Origin of the sequence: Tardiphaga robiniae (assembly GCF_013359755.1) — a bacterium.
GTDB lineage: Bacteria > Pseudomonadota > Alphaproteobacteria > Rhizobiales > Xanthobacteraceae > Tardiphaga > Tardiphaga robiniae.
Window position 1 is genome coordinate 87,946 of sequence record NZ_JABMCJ010000078.1, and the last position, 18,091, is coordinate 106,036.

The following is an 18,091-nucleotide window of genomic DNA, read 5'->3' on the forward strand; positions in this document are numbered from 1 at the left end:
TAAACGCAGGCAGCACCCTTAGACTTGACAACTCTCAATACGCTGGCGTTCGAAGAGAGCGCTCCTAACCTGCCCCCACCCAATTCGATGTTAAAGCTCGGCCCAGCGCCGCTCCTGGCGGCATTTGGAGGTGCTGAGCGTTCCTGGGGAAATCGCCCCCCGAATTTGACACCCATCAACTTTGACCCATGCGCGTCTCGCATGATCACGGCGACAGAACCCGCGTCTTCTCCAATCAGGAGAGGCCGTCGCGTCGTCCTGAATTCGGAGAATGCACATGACACGATACGGTCAGCTCCTCGGAGTCCTCTTGCCAAGCATTTGGCGCCAAAAGGGCATTGTCGTCAGCTCCATCGTTGTCGTCTCACTCCTGACCCTCATGGCCTACGCAACGATCGGTGAAAGATATGAGTCCTACACTCTGCTGCGTGTCGGCCAGGGCATCAAAGACCGGTCGTCAGGCGCAAGCGTGAATCCGTTCGCCGAGGGCGCCGACCTGTCTATCCGAATCGATTCGCTCGCTCGACTTGTTACGACTGACCACGTTGTCCGGGAAGCAGCGTCCAGCACCGGCTTTGATCGCTTCAACAAAGGCCGAGACAACAGTCTAATGGCGTCCATGAGCAAGACGATCGGGTCTATCGATCTTTCGCGGCTGCTGCCGAAGAGCGTAGCCGAAGCATTAGCGAGTTGGTCGAAGCCGGCTGACACGAACGAGGCCAGCGATCAGGCGCCAAGTAAAGAGGCGACATTGGTCGCTTCGCTCCGTGATCTGATTACCGCGAAGCAGGAGGGGCGGTCAGACCTGCTGCGCATTTCCTTTCGCTATCCCGACGCTGCTGTTGCCACACGCTTTTTAACTGAACTGGCAAATGCCCTCGTCGCCGTTCAGGCCGATCTCGTCCAGACACCTGGCGCCGATATCTTCTTTGAAGATCAGACGAGACGGCTGCAGTTGGAAGCTGAAAAGTCGGCGACCGAACTCCAGAATTTCTCGGTCGGAGCGGCGATATACTCTGTCGCGGAGCAACGCGCACTGCTCCTCAAGCGGGCAAACGAGCTGAGTACGTTAATCTCAACGACCCGTGCGCAGATCCAGGATCGAAAGGGCCAAAAGCAGTCCATCGTTGATCAGCTCCTGATACTGAAGCCGGTTCAACAATCAAAAACGGTCACTGGTATCGTCAATAGCCTGGGTGCGCGTGATTACCCAGTTACGCCAAATGCTGCCGGGACACCTCAGAACTTTGAGGAAACCCCTCCATTGTTGTTGATCAAAGTGTATCAGGACGCCGTCGCCACTCTCTTCAAGGTCAACACCGATCTGAACGGATCCATGAAGCTTGAGAGCCTCCTTGCTGACGAGCTCGAACATGTGAATGCCGAGCTAGCGTCATTGTCGTCCAAGGAATCCCAGTATGACCAGCTCAAGCGCGCGCTGGTCCGTGCCTCCACGGCCGCCGATCACTACGGCGCACGAGTCATCGAGGAAAAGATCAATCTCGACATCGCCAAGAAAACTCAGTTGTCGAGCGTGCGTGTAATCCAAGCTGCCGATCGCCCTCTCCGGCCGATCTTTCCGCAGAGATTTCACTTTGTCCTGCTGGCACTGTTTGGAGGCATGATTGCGGGATCCGCAATCATCATCATGAAGGAATTGAGCCGCCTGCGCCAAGATCAGTACGAGCTTGAAGAGCGCGAGCTCGCAATGAACGAAATCGGCATCCGATCGGTTCGCGAGTACAAGGCAGCGTTGAAAGCCGCACAAGCGGCTGAATGAGCTGCGCTATTGCGTGACTAATTTGTCACTGTGTTTTGAAACTGAGTATACATGGACGGATTATGGATCAACTCTGTTTTGATAATGATGATGACGTTCATTCGGACCCGTCTCGTTTAGACGCAGGATCAGCGCGCCCTCAGTCGCCAATGGTCACAATCGCCATTCCGACATTTAATCGCGCAAGGCATCTGCGCCATTGCATCAAGTCGGCGCTCGCTCAGACTTACGACAATTTCGAAGTTCTGGTCTCCAACAATGCATCAACGGACACAACGCACGAGGTGCTGAACGAGTTTTCAGACGGGAGGCTTCGTATTGTCCAGCAGCAGAGCAATATTGGACTGCTTCCTAATTGGAATGCTTGTCTCGCCAATGCAAAGGGCGATTACGTCGTTTTTCTCTCCGACGACGATCGTGTGTCGCCATTTATGATTCAGAAAGCTATCGACGTTGTCCGTAAACGACCCCGCCTGCCGATAGTCGTTACGCTGAGCAATTTGCATTCTGAAGCTGTTGGCAAGACGTTCGCGGCTCGCGGGAGCCGAAAGTTGTCGACGGGAATCTGGCCAGGAACGGCAGTATTGGATGAGTTCCTGCAGAATAACATTACTGTCACGATGTGCAGCGTTCTGCTGCGTGTCGATTACGTTCGGGCAAATGGAGGATTTCCTCTGGAGTGTCCTCATATGGCTGATATCGCAGCCTGGGCACCACTTCTATTTCTAGGCGAAGCTGGGCTGGTGAACGAGCCATGCGCGACCTTCTCCTATCATGGCAACTCCGAGACGTCCCGATTGAGTCCGGAGGAGCTGCTATTGGACGGACGACATATGGAGGAAATGATTTCTGACCTTGCCGTGAAGTATGTCGGAGACCCCGAGCAACAGCGTCTTCTGCAGCTCAATGCCCGTCGGTGTTTTGCACAACGAGGCTTGACCGTTCTCTCCGATTATCGATCAAGCGGCGGGAAGATGGACCGATTTATCACCTTACTTTGGAAATTCCGCAGTTATCTGACATCCGCCGGACCAAAAGTCGGCTTACGTTTCTTCGCACTCGTCCTCTGCCCTCCTTTCATTGCAGACTATCTGCGCCAGCGGCGTCGGGGCGCGTCAGAGCAGTTGGTGTGAAAATGCCTGCTTGTCGGCACCCGTTTCACCCATGGACGGCATTTTTTCCAGGCCAGAATAACACTCAACATTCCTCTGGATATCAGCGAAAATCGGTGACTGCGGCTGCTGGAACGCTTCTGCTTGCATTCAATGTTAGCGCCAACGCTTTTGACGGCTCCTCCCCTCCAGCATCTGATTCAACGCAACTCCTCACGATCGCGACGCCGCGCTCCGCTCTGGCGCAGCCTTATCGGCTGGCAGCCTATTCAGCGGACCTGGCTCCACGGCGAATTGGAATACCGCGATTCAAACCGGAGCGAGAGGTCACAATTGATACACCACTAGTAGACGCTACGGTTCAAAACACTCCGGGTTACAGCGATCAGTATCCTGCAGGCGTCCCGAAGACGTTTGCCTGGTGTGGTGGATCTTACAGGCCGCCTAACAACCGCGCGCCTCCACCGGACTTCACCGCTGTGACCGGCTGGGGGCAAATCTATCCCGCAATAGGCGCAGCCGAATATTCCACACTCGATCCGGTCATTGAGGTCGCCAATTCACGCACCTATGTCCACCTCAAAGGACGGAATGGTTGGGTATTGGTCCAAAGTCAGGCGCGCATACAGCTCGTCGGTGCGCATTTCGTCTCCGACTTTTCCAAGAATGCGGCGATCCGGATGGAGATTCGTCAAAGCCCAGGCGGCGCCGCGATGATTGGCGCGCCACCGCCCGGCTACAACAGCCATTTCTGGCTCGTCACGCGCGGCACCTATCCAGCCTCTAGCGTTGACGGGGTCTACGTACAAATGGATATGCGATCGGCTGATCCCGCACTGAACGTCGTCGCTAACGTCGGGGCCGATTGGTGGCGCAACGCAACAGCCGCATTCGAAGACGGCTTCGGAAACAATCCCGGAGCCGGAATGAGCAACTGGCTCACCCTTTCGACGCAGTGGTCGACGCTACGCTTCTACTCGACCAGCAACGACGACCTGTGGGCCGACCCACCGCCTCCCTTACTATCCACGCGGCCACCCTACATGCCTACGAAAACGAAGCGGCGCGACATTGCGAGGATACCTTGTTCCCTCAGTCGCGAAATCCAACCGCAATAGCTATCTTGAAAGGCGTCTTGGAAACTGCACGCCGCGACACAGTGCCGCGATTACATTGACGTTCGCATTCAATAGCAGATGCGTTCTCTAAATGTATTATGTAGTTAGCTACTACTCGATCAGTGTATCGCTGCTGCTGCCCATTACGCGGTGCAACACGAACACATTGAAAACAAAATGTGTTGCCACGGTTCGCTACACTATTGTTGATTCGTCAATGCACGATTTATTTGCGACTGCACAACTACTACGCATAAGCTACGAATCGTTTCAAACGACAAGAGCCTTCGTCACATCAACCCTCATCGGCCGACATCCGGGACAGATGCAAGTTCGGTGGGCACTCGGCAAAACTCCAGTTTCGCGTCGCCCGCATGTTTCGTACGGGCATAATCTCGAAACAGTCAAAATCCCATCTTCTTGGCCGAGATGGATGCTCTTCACAGGTATTTCTTTTGAAATCGGGCGCACCAAGCAGCGACAACCGGGGACATAGGATGGCAATTTCTGTTTCGGATATCATAGCTCAGAACACGATCGGTTATAGTGAGGGTAAACCAGTTGGCGTGCCGGCGAGCTACGCATGGTACAACGGTTTGTATAGGCCAGTTGGCTATAGCGGTCCGCCATCCGACTTCACGTCGGTAACTGGATGGGGGCAAGTCTATCAGAAGGCTGGTGCCCCGGCGTATTCGAATCCAAATGCCACCATCGATGTCGCCAACGCCAAGACTTATGTGCACCTGAAGGCCACAGGTGAGTGGGTTCTGGTTCAGAATCAGGCCAATAACCAGATTGCGGGCGCGCATTTCGTCGCCGATTTCAGCGGTAACTCGGCGATCGCCATGAAGATCGGATCCCAGGCCGCGGGGAGCGCGACAATGGCGACGCCGCCAGCCGGATATAACGACCATTTCTGGCCCAGCGCGCGCGGTATCTATGCAGCGGGGGCGGTTGATGCCGTCTATGTGCAGATGGATATGAAGGTCAGCGATCCCAATCTGCAACTGATCGCCAATGTTGGCGCCGATTGGTGGCGCACCCCTTCGGTCGGCTACGCCAACGGAATGACCAATAATCCCGGGGCAGGCATGAGCAACTGGGTCGAGCTGTCGACTCAGTGGACCACGCTCGGGTTCTATTCCTCAACGACAGCTCAATTTCAGGCAGACCTGCCACCACCGCTTGAAGGAGTGGTTACGGAAGTTCCAAAGCCTACCATCACGCTCTTCAGCGCCGATAGCGGCGTCGTCGGCGACGGCATTACGAACGCATCTGTCTTGAAGTTGACGGGGACCGCTCAGGCGGGACTCGCTGTCAACGTCTTTGACGGATCCCAGCTTCTCGGGACCACCAAGGCTGATGCGTCCGGTGCATGGACGTTTACGACGGCGCAGCTTACCAGCACGTCGCACAGCTTCACTGCAAAGGCCATCAGTGCCTCAGGAAGTACGAGCACCGCATCGACAACCCTCACTGTTCAGGTCGATACGATTGCCCCCACTGCACCGAAGCTTCTCTCGTTCTCTCCCGACACGGGCGTCGTCGGAGACGGCAAGACCGACGCGACTGTCATTAAGCTGACCGGCACAGCGGAGGCTGGCAGCGCCGTCAAGGTGTTCGATGGGGCGACCCAGATCGGGACCGTGAGGACCGATTCGCAGGGATCATGGAGTTTGGTAACGGGGCCACTGTCGACGGCCACTCACACTTTTTCAGCTACGGCCACCGATGTCGCCGGCAACTCAAGTACAGCGTCATCGCCGCTCAACGTCAGGGTCGATGGAGGCGGGACTTCTACGCCCCCGGTTACGGGTGAGAATCTTTTGGTCAACGGATCGTTCGAGGCATCAGCCGTGAAATCCAGCTGGTTTGCTGGATTCAGTACGATTCCGGGATGGTCGGCCGTCAGCGGTGGCACGATCGAACTTTGGAACAATTTGAACGGCGTAAAAGCGACCAATGGCGTGAACTTTGGAGAGCTCGATTATCTTGGCGCCGATGACGGGCTCTACCAGAACGTGTTGACTATCCAGGGCCAGAGTTACGACCTCTCACTCGACGCGCGCAGTCGGCCTGGCTTTACGGGGGCAACCTGCTCCATGGAAATTCTCTGGAACGACACCGTGGTCGCGCGCGTACCACCAGGAAATAGCTGGCAGACCTATAATTTTACGGTGACCGGCACAGGTGGGTCTGACCGTCTGACCATTCGTGAGGTCGCAGGCCAAGGCGGCGACGGCTTGGGCGCACTTTATGACAATGTGAGTTTGGTGGCCAAGCAGCCGATAACATCCGCGTCACAGGCCAGTCTGGCTCAGGCATCACGTGCCGTCGACCTTATCAATCAATATTCCGCAACAAGTGCTGTCAATTCAGATTACGGGACCAGCCCCTTGGCGAACGCGGCCGACTCCCTCACCACTCTCTCACAGACGTTAGCGCAATCGCAGCAGCACACCTGACAACATCAATCTTAGGGGCGCCGCTCCAGATGCGCGCCCCTCGAGGAGCCTTTTCTCACTCCTCACGGAGCGTGATTTTGCGACTGGAAATTTCTAACGATCGTGTTGTGTCGACCAACTAATTCAAGAACAGCCGGTCCATGGGCGAGAACAATACTCGTGGATCTCGCTCGCATCTCCTCGCAGCAGCGCTGGATTTCACGAGTCAGCGCCTTATCGGCTTCAGCATAGAATTCCGCGAAAGACGGCCACTCATCTGGCCAGCGACTTGCGATCCGTGGCGTATTGAGAAACGGAAACTCGGCCGATTTCGGTGAAGCCGTATACCACGGCCCCACATTTGGCAACGTCTCACCATGCGCCGCCTGCAAATTGGAGCGGATACCCGGCGTCAACGACCCAACATCGACCGGCTCTTCATCGGCAGATAGCAATTCGAGCCCAACGTTATAACAGACCCCAAAACGCATAACCGCTTCGTCGAACGAGGTGCACAGATACTCCAAATGGGAATGCACGAATCTCAGACGCTGATACGGACGGCTGGCCTCCTCTGCCTGCGTCAGACCGCTCGCGATTCTCTGAAATTCCCATGCATCTTCGCAGACCGTCTCAAATTGCAATAACGCTTCTACAATTTCCCTGAGCTTATCATGTGCCACGGCGATCGGATTTCTCGCGAATTCCGGCAACGAGCTGAGGTAGGGTGCATCGGCGACGCTCAGGCTAACCTTGGCATCATCTATGATCCGATCGAGCAAGCCTGCTGCGATCTGCGAGGCGGCAGCTTCTGCTTCAACAATGGTCATTGGCGCCGGCCTAAACAGATTGCCAGTCGGTGTGCGCACGAACCGGCGTCCAGGGTCTACGTACCGCTTCCCTTTAGCATGTTCGCACGCCGGCGCCACCAGTGTTCAATCCGGTGCGATTTGGATAGCCGAATAATAACGGCAAACCGACAGTCTATGACTGCGTGAGAGCGCATCGCATACCGCGTCTCTCTCAGGTCGCTCGCTGATGCCACTTCCATGCAGAGCCGACGATGGTCGAAAGGTCGGAATACCTGGGCTGGAAGCCCAGAACTGCCTTGGCGCGCCCCGGATTTGCAACCAGAACCGGCGGATCGCCATTCCGCCGAGGCTTGATGACGAACGGCGTCTCCCTATTCGTCTCACGCCGAATTTGACCGATAATCTCCTTGACGGAGTATCCCCTTCCCGTTCCCAGATTGAAGCATCCACCGGCCCCACCCGCGCGAAGATGCTTCAAGGCAAGGACATGAGCCTGCGCCAGATCCGTAACGTGAATATAGTCACGTATGGCTGTGCCATCGGGAGTCGCATAGTCGTCTCCGAAAATCGCAAAATCATCCAGCTTGCCCTGCGTCGCCAGAATAGCGCGCGGGATTAGATGCGTCTCGGGGGAATGGTCTTCGCCAATCTCTCCGCCAATATCCGCACCACTCGCGTTAAAGTATCGCAGGCAGATTGTCGCCAGGCCATAGGCTTCACCGAAATCCGCCAACATGTCCTCGACGATCCGCTTGGTTCTCCCATATGGATTGATCGGCTGCAGGACTTCACTCTCTTCAATCAAATCCTTATCGACGCATCCATAGACAGCGCCGCTGCTCGAGAACACCAATGTCTTGCACGACGCATCGCGCATGGCACGCAACAGACTCACCGTGCCTTCAACATTATTTCTGTAGTATTTTTCCGGATCACTGACGGATTCGCCGACGAGGCTCGAGGCGGCGAAGTGAAACACCGCCACGGCGCGATATTTCTCAATCGTCTCCGCCAAGCGTCGCTGATCGTGAATATCGCCTTCGATCAATGGGCCCCACTTGACCGATGATCGATGTCCCGTCGACAGATTGTCATAGCAAATTGCACGATAGCTGGCTTCTGCAAGACCCTTGCAGCAATGCGACCCTATATACCCAGCGCCGCCCACGACCACGACATTCGGCGTCTCACTCATCATCCACCCCACACGCAGCGCTCGGCCTCACATACGGACCACCACGTTCAGCCGTTACAATCTTCACGGTTCGACATCTCGGGCCAGCTAGAGAAATTCTTTTTCGTCGGTCTCCCGACTGATGTATCCCGCCCTTTTCCTTACGCTCGCCTGCGCGTCGGAACGGCTTCCATGCATCACCGACGCCCGGCCCGCATAGGCAAAGTACAGGGCCATCGATGTAAAATTATCGAGAAGGTTCTCCGAGAAGAAATAGATACAGAGAACGACAAACAGAACTCGCGTCGCTCCAACCGGAAGTGATCGGTAAACGTGGATCAGAAATGGAACGAAGATAGCGAGATTGATCAAACCGTACTCTACCAGAATGCGCAGATAGTCGTTATGCGCAACGAGCGCGGCATAAGTGACAAGCGCCGTTTGCCCCGATCCGTAACCGAAGAGAAAAACACCGGTCCCCTGGCTCGAATACACATTCCAGATATCCGTCCAATGTATCAGACGAAAGAATGCCGAAAGATCTGTGGAACCCGTCATGGTGACAAGCTGCTTGTAGGACATTGACGCAATCGCGCTCGGATCCATGCTGAATACCAGCATCAAGTTGTCGAACGTCGCAATTCCGCGATCTAGGGCGCCAACCGACAGCGCGACAGCACCGCCTATGCCAACGGCAATAAGAGCAACGATAGAACTGCTCCGGATCGGCATGACGATCCACAAGCAGGATGCCACTGCTGTCGCGACGGCTGCCCCCAGCTTGTTCATGACGATAGCATTGATGAACTGGAACAGAATAACCCGGTTGCCGTAGAGCTGCGTTACCGCAAACAGAAGCGCAGAAAAATACAGAACACCGGTATTCGCGTTCGGAAAATACGAGAAGACTTCACTCGCAAAGCTCTCATTCTCGTAAACCTTGCTGCTCCCTTTGGTCAGCAAGAAAAGTATCGGCACAATGCCGAGCGCAACAATGCAGCGCAACTCGATCGGTTTCATCTTGCCACCGGTTGCGCGTCCCGCAGCATAGAACACATAGATTGACAGATACTTGAGAGCATCCGTCATCGACGCAACCTGCAGATTGTAGATGACACTTAACGTCGTCGTCACCAGCGCGACGAGCAGATATCCCTTCGCCGCGCCGTCTTCCCGCTTCGACTGCATAATGATCTGAATTGAATATGCGATGATCGCGAGGCTGACGGCGTTTCCCACGGCATTGAAGACTTGCGCTCCCAGAAAGTGATAAAGAAATGCGCAAAGATTGACGATCAACAAGCCGATGCAGAACATCGAGAAGTAAGACGATTTCGGTACCGCAACAGTGGGTCGGCCTTCGATCGCAAATTCGCTCATCGACGGCCACTCATATCGGTGATCGCTTCCTCAGCCTTTGCCCTCATCACCGCAACCTCCGACACCACCATCGATGGTCGTCGCTTCTGCCGGCGCCCAATTGGAGGTCTGACGATGAGGTCATCCTTGTCCTTCTGCGGACGCGTTGTCGATCTGTCCGGGTGGGACGCCCCCATCACGGCATCATAAATTTCGAGCGTCTTCGAAGCGATATCATTCCAGTCATAACGGCGCGTACTCTCGTGTCGAATCGTCTCGCGCTCGGCCGCTCCCATCCGAACCGCAGTGAGAGCAGCCATCTTCGATCTGAGTTCTTCGCAATCGCCAACCGGAAAGATATTGGCTGGGTCCGTCACAACTTCGCAGTTTGACGGAATGTCACTAACCAACACCGGAAGCCCATAACTCAAGGCTTCGAGTAGGACGATTGGTAATCCTTCATGCGACGACGGCAATACGAAAAGTCCCGCATGCGCATAGAGCTGACGCAACGTCTCGCCGCTTTGGTATCCGGCCATCACAACGTTGTCCTGGCCTTGCGCCTCGATCACAAGCCGATCTGCGTATTCGTTCTTGTGATCGATCCGCCCAACGATAACGAGCTTCCATCCATCCGATTTCAGTCCCTCGAACGCCCGCAAGAGATCGATCTGCCGCTTCTCGGGGACCAGCCGCCCAACCGTCAAGACATACCGCCCCGCTTCGAGACCCAGCGCGTTGATCTTGTCTGTGTTCAGCGGAAGCTCAGAAAATACGACCCCATTTGGTATGACATCGCACGTCTTTTCATACTTCTCCTCGATGAGCTGACCGATGCTGCGACTGACAGCTATCCGCTTATGCGCGTATCGCATTCCGAATGCCTCGCCGGTCCGCAGAATCGTCCGCGCAGCCCAACCCCATTTCTCTCGATTGTAGTCCTCGCCATGATGCGTCACGACCACGCGCAAGCCAAATAATCGCAGCAACGGCGTCACAATCGCCGGGCCGATTCCGTGAATATGCACGACGCTCGGTCGCTTAATCCCGGCGACGAGCGCACAGATCAGCGAGTGCAGCAACGTTTCGAGATACACACTGCGAACAGTCCAGAGGCGAAGGATCCTCACTCCGCGCCAAGCATCGCCTTCCTGCGCGTCCACATATGGTGATCGCACGCAGGCCGTTACACCCTGTCCGAGCTTCGCAAGCCTCGGTGCGAGATTCTCGACATGGTTCTCGATCCCGCCCTGAACGTCCGGGAAGCCACGAAACCCGAACGTGTAGACCTCTCCCTTACCCATGACGCCACTCCCCGCTCTTAGTTGTTGATGAATGACTTCAGTGGGTAATGTTGGTCAGTTGTTATGCGCCCCTTGACCAGCTTGGCCTTGACGGTCTTGTCCAGGAATGACGGTCGCTCGACATGCGGCGACGGCCGCGCATCCGAATAGTCGATATAGCTGTCGAAGCAGATCTTCTTGCCCATCGACACCTTGGCTTTGTTTTTCAGAACCCACATCAATGGCTCCTGCTTTGGCAGTTGCGGCACGATCCGGGATCGCATCGCTGTCCGTGCGGTGGTCACCATCCAGCAGTTCTGTGCGCATCCAGCGACCTTGCCGAGCGTTTTCCGGGCGGTGTCGCTGTTGGCGATCTCATCCCACGACTGCTTTGCAAGATTTCCCATCGGAAGATCGGACCGGACGTTGCAAGCCCAGACATCCGACCACGGATCGATGAACGCAAAATCCTTTCCGGCGCTGCAGGGAATGAGCCTGTCGTGACCGAGAATCTTCTCGATCAAACCGAGATTCAGATAGGCGCGGAACCAGTTCTTCGGCTTGTTGCTTTTCAACAGCGCCTCGACGAGCCCCTCGACCTTGCGCGCGACACTGCGCCGATCATAGAAATAGTTGTCGTTCTTGTAGAATTGCCAGGCGTTATGCAGCGTCGAGGTTGCGAGTTCGTAGCCTTCCTTGCGGGCGAATTCGTAGACATCGACCAGCTGATCGACATTCTCGTCCTGGATCACCATCGCAAAGCCAAGATCCGTGCCGCCCGCCTCCTTCAGCATCCGGAGCCCGGCGACCTTCGTGGCATAGCCGCCCTTCTCGCCCCGGATCGTATCGCTGGTTACTTGGTCACCTTCGACGGAGAACCGAACCTTGATGTTCGGATACTTCTTGATGATTGGAACCAGGCGTTCGGGATGCAGGCCATTCGACGAAATCTCGAGGACCCGCGCTTTCGGATAAAGCAGGTCCGCGATCTCGGCGAGATCTTTGCGAAGTGTTGGCTCGCCACCCGACACATTGAGGTTGTCGAAGCCAGGTGGCAGTTTCGACAGTGTCTCGAGTGATATCTCTTCCCGCGGATCGGTCGGGTTCTGCCAAATATAGCACATCTGGCACTTGGAATTGCAGCGGAACGTCGAAATGATAGTGAGATCCATTTTATACTCCGACTCTGTTCTGTTCCTTCAGGGGATTCACGACGCTTTGGTAGAGCGCGAGCAGCGCCGCCCCATGGGTTTGAAGCGAGTATTCGGCTTCGACGACCTTCCTGGCCTCAGCACCAAGCCGCCCACGGAGGTCACGGTCCGCGAGCAGCAGTCGAATTTTGCTCGATAGGTCGTGAACGTCCTTCGAGGCAAACAGCAGCCCGGTCAATCCGTCTCTGACCAACTCGGGAATTCCACCAATTCGCGATGCAAGAACGGTTTTTCCGTGCGCCATCGCCTCCAGGATCGAGAGCGGGCTGTTTTCGTGCCACTCCGAAGGCACCACAACGACGGCGGCTCCGCGAATGACACTCGTCAGATCTGCACCAGCCAGATGTCCCTTGAACTCGGCGTCTGGAAATTGCGTCTGGAGCTCAGATAACAGAGGCCCGGTCCCGGCCACCACAAGCCGCCAAATGGCACTGTCTGCAGCATGTGCTTTCAGCAGGGTGGCCACACCTTTTTCCGACGAAAGTCGCCCGAGATACAGGATATAGCCGCTATCTTCACGAGATACCTGGATCGCAGAGGCGTCGATACCATTGGGAATATGCGTGACTTTCGCGTCTCCAAACCGGCGTGCGACGGCGTCACGCATGAATCGACTGGGCGCGATGAATTGACTGACACGTTGATAACTTTGCGCCACCGCGTGATAGCGCGCTTCCGCCCAAAGTAACGCACTTCGCCCCAGCGACCCGTCCGCACATCGTTTACGCAAAATCGATTCGAAACGTCCGCTGGTGCAGTCTGTGCAGACTGCGCCATTCGACAGTTGCGTGTAGACCGGGCAAACCGGCTTGTAGTCGTGCAGCGTCAGGACGACTGGCGTATGAAGCCGCGCAGCGGCATTGATGATCGACGGCGTCAGCTGATGGTAGATGTTGTGGCAATGTAAAAGGTTGGGATTCTCGTCGCGTATGAGCGCGGAAATATTACTTACGGCTTCCTGAGACCGAACGAAGGAGATCGCGGCTTTTATTTTGCTGCTTCTCGACCCCGCCTTGTAGCTCTTCTCGGAAACGAAGTAAGATTCGTATTTCGACGGGCGATTGCGACTGTCGCGCATGGAGAACTCCATGACGTCGATGCCGCGCCCCTTCATCCAGCCCATTTCGTCGAACATAACGGCCTCTGAGCCGCCATTCCGGAAGAAGAATTTATTCGCGACAAGGATCTTTTCGACCTGATCCGCAGCGCAACTCAGTGTCGCCCGTTGAATATCGGTGCCCCCGTCCGCGCTACGTTCGGCCTGCGACGGCCTTAGCATCACGATGTTCTCGTTGCGGAACGCGCTACTGGCGGGCATGCGTAATGACCTCGTCTTTATGGGTTGAAGCCATCTCTCAGACGTCTCTCAAACGACCCATGAACGAAGCGTATGCGTAGGTACGACAGTGATATTGACGGGCGTCAACTCCGCTTAGCGCAGCGCAATAGAGTCTCTCTCAACGATATCTGCCTGAACTTCTCCTCTATTTCGGCGCCAGAATTGGATCGGATCATTACTGCGGCTCGAGCGCGACATGGTAGCAGCACAGGTGCCGCGCGGCGCGAGGGGACCAATGGAAGAGCACCTCGAGCCAACAGCAGCAAAGCCTGACGGCGGTCTTATAGCTCTCGTCATGATGCTCAGATTTCAGGGGCTGAGCATTGACCCGGAGCGCATTCGACATCAGTTCGGTCACAAGCTCATCGGCGTGGCTGAGATGCTCCGTTGCGCCAAGGATCTCGGCCTAAAGGCGCGCATTGTGCGCAGCAGTTGGGTGCGGCTGTCCAAGGTGCCAATGCCGGCCCTGGCGCTTCTCAAGGACGGTCAGTTCCTCCTGCTCGGCAAGGTCGAGCCCGAGAGGGTCATTGTCCTGCAGCCGGGTCGATCGCAGCCGACAATGATGACGCCATCCGAGCTGACAACCGTATGGGACGGCCCGCTTCTCTTGATGACGAAACGGGCAACCCTTTCAGATCTGGCTCGGCGGTTCGACCTCACCTGGTTCATCGCGGCAATCTACAAGTACCGCTGGCTGTTGAGCGAAGTTCTCCTTGCTTCGTTCTTTCTCCAGCTATTTGCGCTGGTCTCTCCGCTCTTTTTCCAGGTTGTGGTCGATAAGGTTCTTGTTCATCGCAGTATGAGCACCCTCGACGTGCTCGCGATTGGCCTGATTGCCATCGCTTTGTTCGAGACCGTCCTTTCGATTCTTCGGACCTATCTCCTGTCTCACACCACCAACCGCATCGACGTAGAGCTTGGCGCCCGGTTGTTCCGACATCTACTGGCGCTTCCGATCGGCTATTTCCAGACCCGGCGCGTCGGCGACTCCGTGGCGCGCGTCCGTGAGCTGGAGAACATCCGGAATTTTCTCACCAGTTCGTCTTTGACCGTTGCCATCGACCTGTTCTTCACGATCATCTTCATTGGCGTTCTGTTTGTCTATTCGCCCCTACTCACCTGGATCGTCGTCGCCGCGTTTCCCATTTATGTCGTCATCTCTGCGGTTGCGACGCCGCTATTCCAGTACCGGCTCGATGAAAAATTCAGGCGCGGTGCCGAGAACCAGGCATTTCTGGTCGAAAGTGTCACTGCCATCGAAACGTTGAAAGCAATGGCGGTCGAGCCCCAGATGCAGCGGCGCTGGGAGGAGCAGCTGGCAGCCTATGTGTCTGCCAGCTTTCGCGTCCTCAGTCTGGGCAATTTCACCAGCCAGTTCATTCAGTTCATTAGCAAAATCGTGAGTGCGCTGATTCTATACTTTGGCGCCAAACTGGTCATCAGTGGTGACCTGACCGTTGGCGAACTGGTGGCCTTCAATCTACTCGCGGGCCGTGTCAACGCACCAATTCTCAGACTGGCCCAACTCTGGCAGGACTTTCAGCAAACACGCCTCTCGGTTGCCCGGCTTGGTGACATCCTGAATACCGCTCCGGAGCCAGCCTATATGCCCAGTCGGATGTCGCTTGCGGCCATCAGAGGGGACGTCCGCTTTGAACATGTAACGTTCCGTTATCGCATCGATGGACCGGAAATCCTCCACAACATCAACATCTATTGTCCTGCTGGACAGGTCATTGGAGTGGTTGGCCCATCCGGGTCGGGCAAGAGCACGCTCGCAAAACTGGTTCAGCGCCTCTATGTCCCCGAAACGGGCCGGGTGCTGGTCGACGGCGTCGACATCGCACAGGTCGATCCAAGTTGGCTTCGTCGGCAGATTGGCGTTGTCCTGCAGGATAGCGTTCTGCTTAACGCTTCCATTCGCGAAAACATCGCTTTGGTTGATCCAGCGACACCTGCCGGAAAAGTTGTCGAAGCTGCCGCTCTCGCGGGCGCCCATGACTTTATCATCGAGCTTCCGGAAGGCTACGATACTGTCGTCGGCGAGCGGGGCAACACATTGTCGGGCGGCCAGCGCCAACGCGTCGCCATCGCGCGCGCGCTCATAACTGATCCCCGTATTCTAATCTTCGATGAGGCTACAAGCGCGCTCGACTACGAAAGCGAACGGATTGTCCAAAAGAATATGGCGCAGATCGCCAAGGGGCGTACAGTATTCATTATTGCTCATCGCCTTTCCGCCCTCCGCATGGCCGATCGCATCATTACGATCGAGAATGGACGGCTGGTCGAGGACGGCACCCATCAGGAGCTCATAAAAGCCGGCGGGCGCTATGCCAAGCTTTATCGTTTGCAGGCGGGGTTTCATGACCCGGCTTGATCCCTGTCTCGACGCATTGCCAGATTATTCTGTATTCGGGATTCGAATTATCCCAAGAGCGAGAGACGCAGTTTGACCGTACTTGAGACCACATCTCTGCACAGTGGCGACGATCCTGGCTTCTTTGCCCTGGAGATACTGTTACGCTTGGCCGGATTGGAGGTCGACGTTGCCCTGCTGCGCAGCATCAGCAACAACGGTCCCATCGATGTTGCAAGTATCCTAGCTTACGCACGGAAGGCCGAACTGTCCGCACGATGTATCGAGACAAGGTGGATTGACCTTCCCAAATATGCACTGCCGGGCATCATTCCTCTTCGCAATGGCAGTTTCTCGATTGTCGGCAGCGTCGCCGGCGAGAAGGTCATCGTTCTTCAGGCTGGTGCATCTCGTCCAAACGTTTTGAGTGAGGCGCAATTCACCTCACTCTGGGACGGACGCCTCCTTCTGATCCAAAGGTTATCTCCAGTATCAGCATCGACCCTGAGGATTCGCAAGCTGCTGACACGAATCTTCCAGAAGCCACGCCGGCTCGACCAGGCCACGTCGCATAGCCCCCCGGGCCAGGTCGCGGTTCTGGTCACTGCACGACGGGGCGCCGCCGCAGTGTCCAGTCAAGCTCGGAAATTCGGCAGCGCTGTGGCCAGCCTGAAGCCACGAGATCAGGCGTCTCAAATTCATGAACTGGCATTTTTGCCCGCTGCCCTCGAAATCGTGGAAACTCCTCCGTCTCCAATCGGGCGCGCAGTCGCGTATACTATTGCTTCCATCTTCACATTTGCGCTCATCTGGGCAACATTCGGCACCGTCGATATTGTAGCCACCGCACCGGGAAAATTCGTCCCGAGCGGGCGCACGAAATCAATCCAGCCTCTCGAAGCCGGCGTCATTCGAGCGATCAGCGTCACGGACGGCCAGGCCGTGCGGAGCGGCGATCCATTGATCGCGTTCGATGCCACGATGAGCACCGCAGAACTTGGCCACCTCAAAAGTGACCTCCTTGGGTCGGAGCTTGACGTGGCACGGCTGAAGGCGGCTTTGAATAAAGCGCTGAATCCCCTGACTGCCTTTGCCCCGCCGGACCATGCGCCCTTGGCCCTCGTTGAGATGCACCGGCGCTTTCTTATCAGCCAGACCGCCGAGCAAGCTGCCAAACTCGCAACTATCAATGGCCAGATTGCACAAAAGGAGGCCGAACGAGCAACTTCCAAGGCATTGAGCGAGAAATTACGCGCCGTCTTGAATCCCTTGCAGCAAAGGGTCGAAATCCGGGAGCAGCTGTTTCAGAAGGGCCTGGGCTCGAAGATCAATTATCTCACCGAATTGCAGGACTTGGTTACCCAACGCCAGGAGCTGACCGTACAGGACAGCCGCCATAGCGAAGCGGAGGCTGCAATTGCGGTGTTAGTCGAAATGCGAACAAAGGCCGTCGCAGAATATGAAAGGTCGCTCTTCGAGGAATTGGCCAAGGCGGAACAGAAGGTCGCGGGGCTCACGCAGGACGTCATCAAGGCGGAGCGCCGCACCGCGCTACAGACCTTGACGGCTCCTATCGACGGTACCGTCCAGCAACTGGCCGTTCACACTGTTGGCGGGGTCGCCACTCCTGCCCAAACGCTCATGCTGATTGTCCCGGAGGACAGCCGCCTGGAAATCGAAGCCAATATTTCCAACAGGGACATCGGGTTTGTTGAACCAGGCCAAGACGTGGCTATCAAGGTCGATACGTTCAATTTCACGCGCTACGGCCTTCTGAGCGGCAAGATTCTGAGCATCTCGAAGGATGCCATCACCCGCAACAAGCCGCCTGCCCGAGGCGTCGATTCTTCACCTGCTACAGACACTGCCAGCAGCGAACCGGCCGGTCAGGAACTCGTATATTCCGCACGCATATCGGTGGATCGCAAACAGATGGATGTAGAAAATAGAGCCGTCGATCTTTCGGCCGGCATGGCTGTCACTGCTGAGATCAACATCGGATCACGTCGGATTATCAGCTACATCATGTCCCCGCTGCTGCGCTACAAACAAGAAAGTCTGCGCGAGCGGTAGCACGATGATTTAATTACGACCGCCGTA

At 56.0% G+C, this 18,091-nt stretch carries 12 protein-coding genes; 6 read left to right on the forward strand and 6 right to left on the reverse strand.

Going from position 1 to position 18,091, the window contains the following annotated elements; translation table 11 throughout:
• Positions 1–277 precede the first annotated feature (277 nt).
• The 4 genes from HP556_RS10315 to HP556_RS10330 all read left to right on the forward strand — a co-directional run bounded on the left by HP556_RS10315 (position 278) and on the right by HP556_RS10330 (position 6,475).
• Positions 278–1,780 carry a GumC domain-containing protein gene (locus HP556_RS10315; RefSeq protein ID WP_175366925.1) on the forward strand — a complete coding sequence of 501 codons (1,503 nt, stop codon included), beginning with the start codon at positions 278–280 and terminating at the stop codon, positions 1,778–1,780.
• Positions 1,781–1,842: 62 nt separating this feature from the next.
• Complete coding sequence (locus HP556_RS10320; RefSeq protein WP_246297593.1) at positions 1,843–2,913, forward strand: glycosyltransferase family 2 protein; 1,071 nt, start codon at positions 1,843–1,845, stop codon at positions 2,911–2,913.
• Between the two features lie 458 nt (positions 2,914–3,371).
• Positions 3,372–4,010, forward strand: a complete 639-nt coding sequence (locus HP556_RS10325; RefSeq protein ID WP_175366926.1) for a hypothetical protein — start codon at positions 3,372–3,374, stop codon at positions 4,008–4,010.
• 497 nt (positions 4,011–4,507) lie between these two features.
• Positions 4,508–6,475, forward strand: a complete 1,968-nt coding sequence (locus HP556_RS10330) for an Ig-like domain-containing protein (RefSeq protein ID WP_175366927.1) — start codon at positions 4,508–4,510, stop codon at positions 6,473–6,475.
• 62 nt (positions 6,476–6,537) lie between these two features.
• Here HP556_RS10330 and HP556_RS10335 read toward each other — a convergent pair whose 3' ends face one another.
• The 6 genes from HP556_RS10335 to HP556_RS10360 all read right to left on the reverse strand — a co-directional run bounded on the left by HP556_RS10335 (position 6,538) and on the right by HP556_RS10360 (position 13,611).
• Positions 6,538–7,284 carry a hypothetical protein gene (locus tag HP556_RS10335; protein WP_175366928.1) on the reverse strand — a complete coding sequence of 249 codons (747 nt, stop codon included), beginning with the start codon at positions 7,282–7,284 and terminating at the stop codon, positions 6,538–6,540.
• Between the two features lie 193 nt (positions 7,285–7,477).
• Positions 7,478–8,461: a UDP-glucose 4-epimerase GalE gene (gene galE / locus HP556_RS10340; protein WP_175366929.1), complete on the reverse strand. Its 984-nt coding sequence runs from the start codon at positions 8,459–8,461 to the stop codon at positions 7,478–7,480.
• Between the two features lie 87 nt (positions 8,462–8,548).
• The gene (locus HP556_RS10345) at positions 8,549–9,820 is read right to left on the reverse strand and encodes an O-antigen ligase family protein (RefSeq protein ID WP_175366930.1); all 1,272 of its coding nucleotides are present in this window, start codon (positions 9,818–9,820) and stop codon (positions 8,549–8,551) included.
• Complete coding sequence (locus tag HP556_RS10350; RefSeq protein WP_120288744.1) at positions 9,817–11,103, reverse strand: glycosyltransferase family 4 protein; 1,287 nt, start codon at positions 11,101–11,103, stop codon at positions 9,817–9,819. Before HP556_RS10350 ends, HP556_RS10345 begins: the two co-directional genes overlap by 4 nt.
• A gap of 17 nt (positions 11,104–11,120) precedes the next feature.
• A complete protein-coding gene (locus HP556_RS10355; RefSeq protein ID WP_093760290.1) occupies positions 11,121–12,254 on the reverse strand; it encodes a radical SAM protein in 1,134 nt (377 codons plus the stop codon).
• A gap of 1 nt (position 12,255) precedes the next feature.
• Complete coding sequence (locus tag HP556_RS10360) at positions 12,256–13,611, reverse strand: glycosyltransferase family 4 protein (protein WP_175366931.1); 1,356 nt, start codon at positions 13,609–13,611, stop codon at positions 12,256–12,258.
• Positions 13,612–13,867: 256 nt separating this feature from the next.
• Here HP556_RS10360 and HP556_RS10365 point away from each other — a divergent pair, with 256 nt between their 5' ends.
• Positions 13,868–16,012, forward strand: a complete 2,145-nt coding sequence (locus tag HP556_RS10365; protein ID WP_175366996.1) for a type I secretion system permease/ATPase — start codon at positions 13,868–13,870, stop codon at positions 16,010–16,012.
• 72 nt (positions 16,013–16,084) lie between these two features.
• Positions 16,085–18,064, forward strand: a complete 1,980-nt coding sequence (locus HP556_RS10370) for an HlyD family type I secretion periplasmic adaptor subunit (RefSeq protein ID WP_175366932.1) — start codon at positions 16,085–16,087, stop codon at positions 18,062–18,064.
• Positions 18,065–18,091 lie beyond the last annotated feature (27 nt).

Excerpts from the sequence above, each read along its gene's own strand:
- HP556_RS10315 (WP_175366925.1), top strand. The coding sequence starts at position 278 with ATGACACGATACGGTCAGCTCCTCGGAGTCCTCTTGCCAAGCATTTGG.
- HP556_RS10320 (WP_246297593.1), top strand. The coding sequence starts at position 1,843 with ATGGATCAACTCTGTTTTGATAATGATGATGACGTTCATTCGGACCCG.
- HP556_RS10330 (WP_175366927.1), top strand. The coding sequence starts at position 4,508 with ATGGCAATTTCTGTTTCGGATATCATAGCTCAGAACACGATCGGTTAT.
- HP556_RS10335 (WP_175366928.1), bottom strand. The coding sequence starts at position 7,284 with ATGACCATTGTTGAAGCAGAAGCTGCCGCCTCGCAGATCGCAGCAGGC.
- galE (WP_175366929.1), bottom strand. The coding sequence starts at position 8,461 with ATGAGTGAGACGCCGAATGTCGTGGTCGTGGGCGGCGCTGGGTATATA.
- HP556_RS10345 (WP_175366930.1), bottom strand. The coding sequence starts at position 9,820 with ATGAGCGAATTTGCGATCGAAGGCCGACCCACTGTTGCGGTACCGAAA.
- HP556_RS10350 (WP_120288744.1), bottom strand. The coding sequence starts at position 11,103 with ATGGGTAAGGGAGAGGTCTACACGTTCGGGTTTCGTGGCTTCCCGGAC.
- HP556_RS10355 (WP_093760290.1), bottom strand. The coding sequence starts at position 12,254 with ATGGATCTCACTATCATTTCGACGTTCCGCTGCAATTCCAAGTGCCAG.
- HP556_RS10360 (WP_175366931.1), bottom strand. The coding sequence starts at position 13,611 with ATGCCCGCCAGTAGCGCGTTCCGCAACGAGAACATCGTGATGCTAAGG.
- HP556_RS10365 (WP_175366996.1), top strand. The coding sequence starts at position 13,868 with ATGGAAGAGCACCTCGAGCCAACAGCAGCAAAGCCTGACGGCGGTCTT.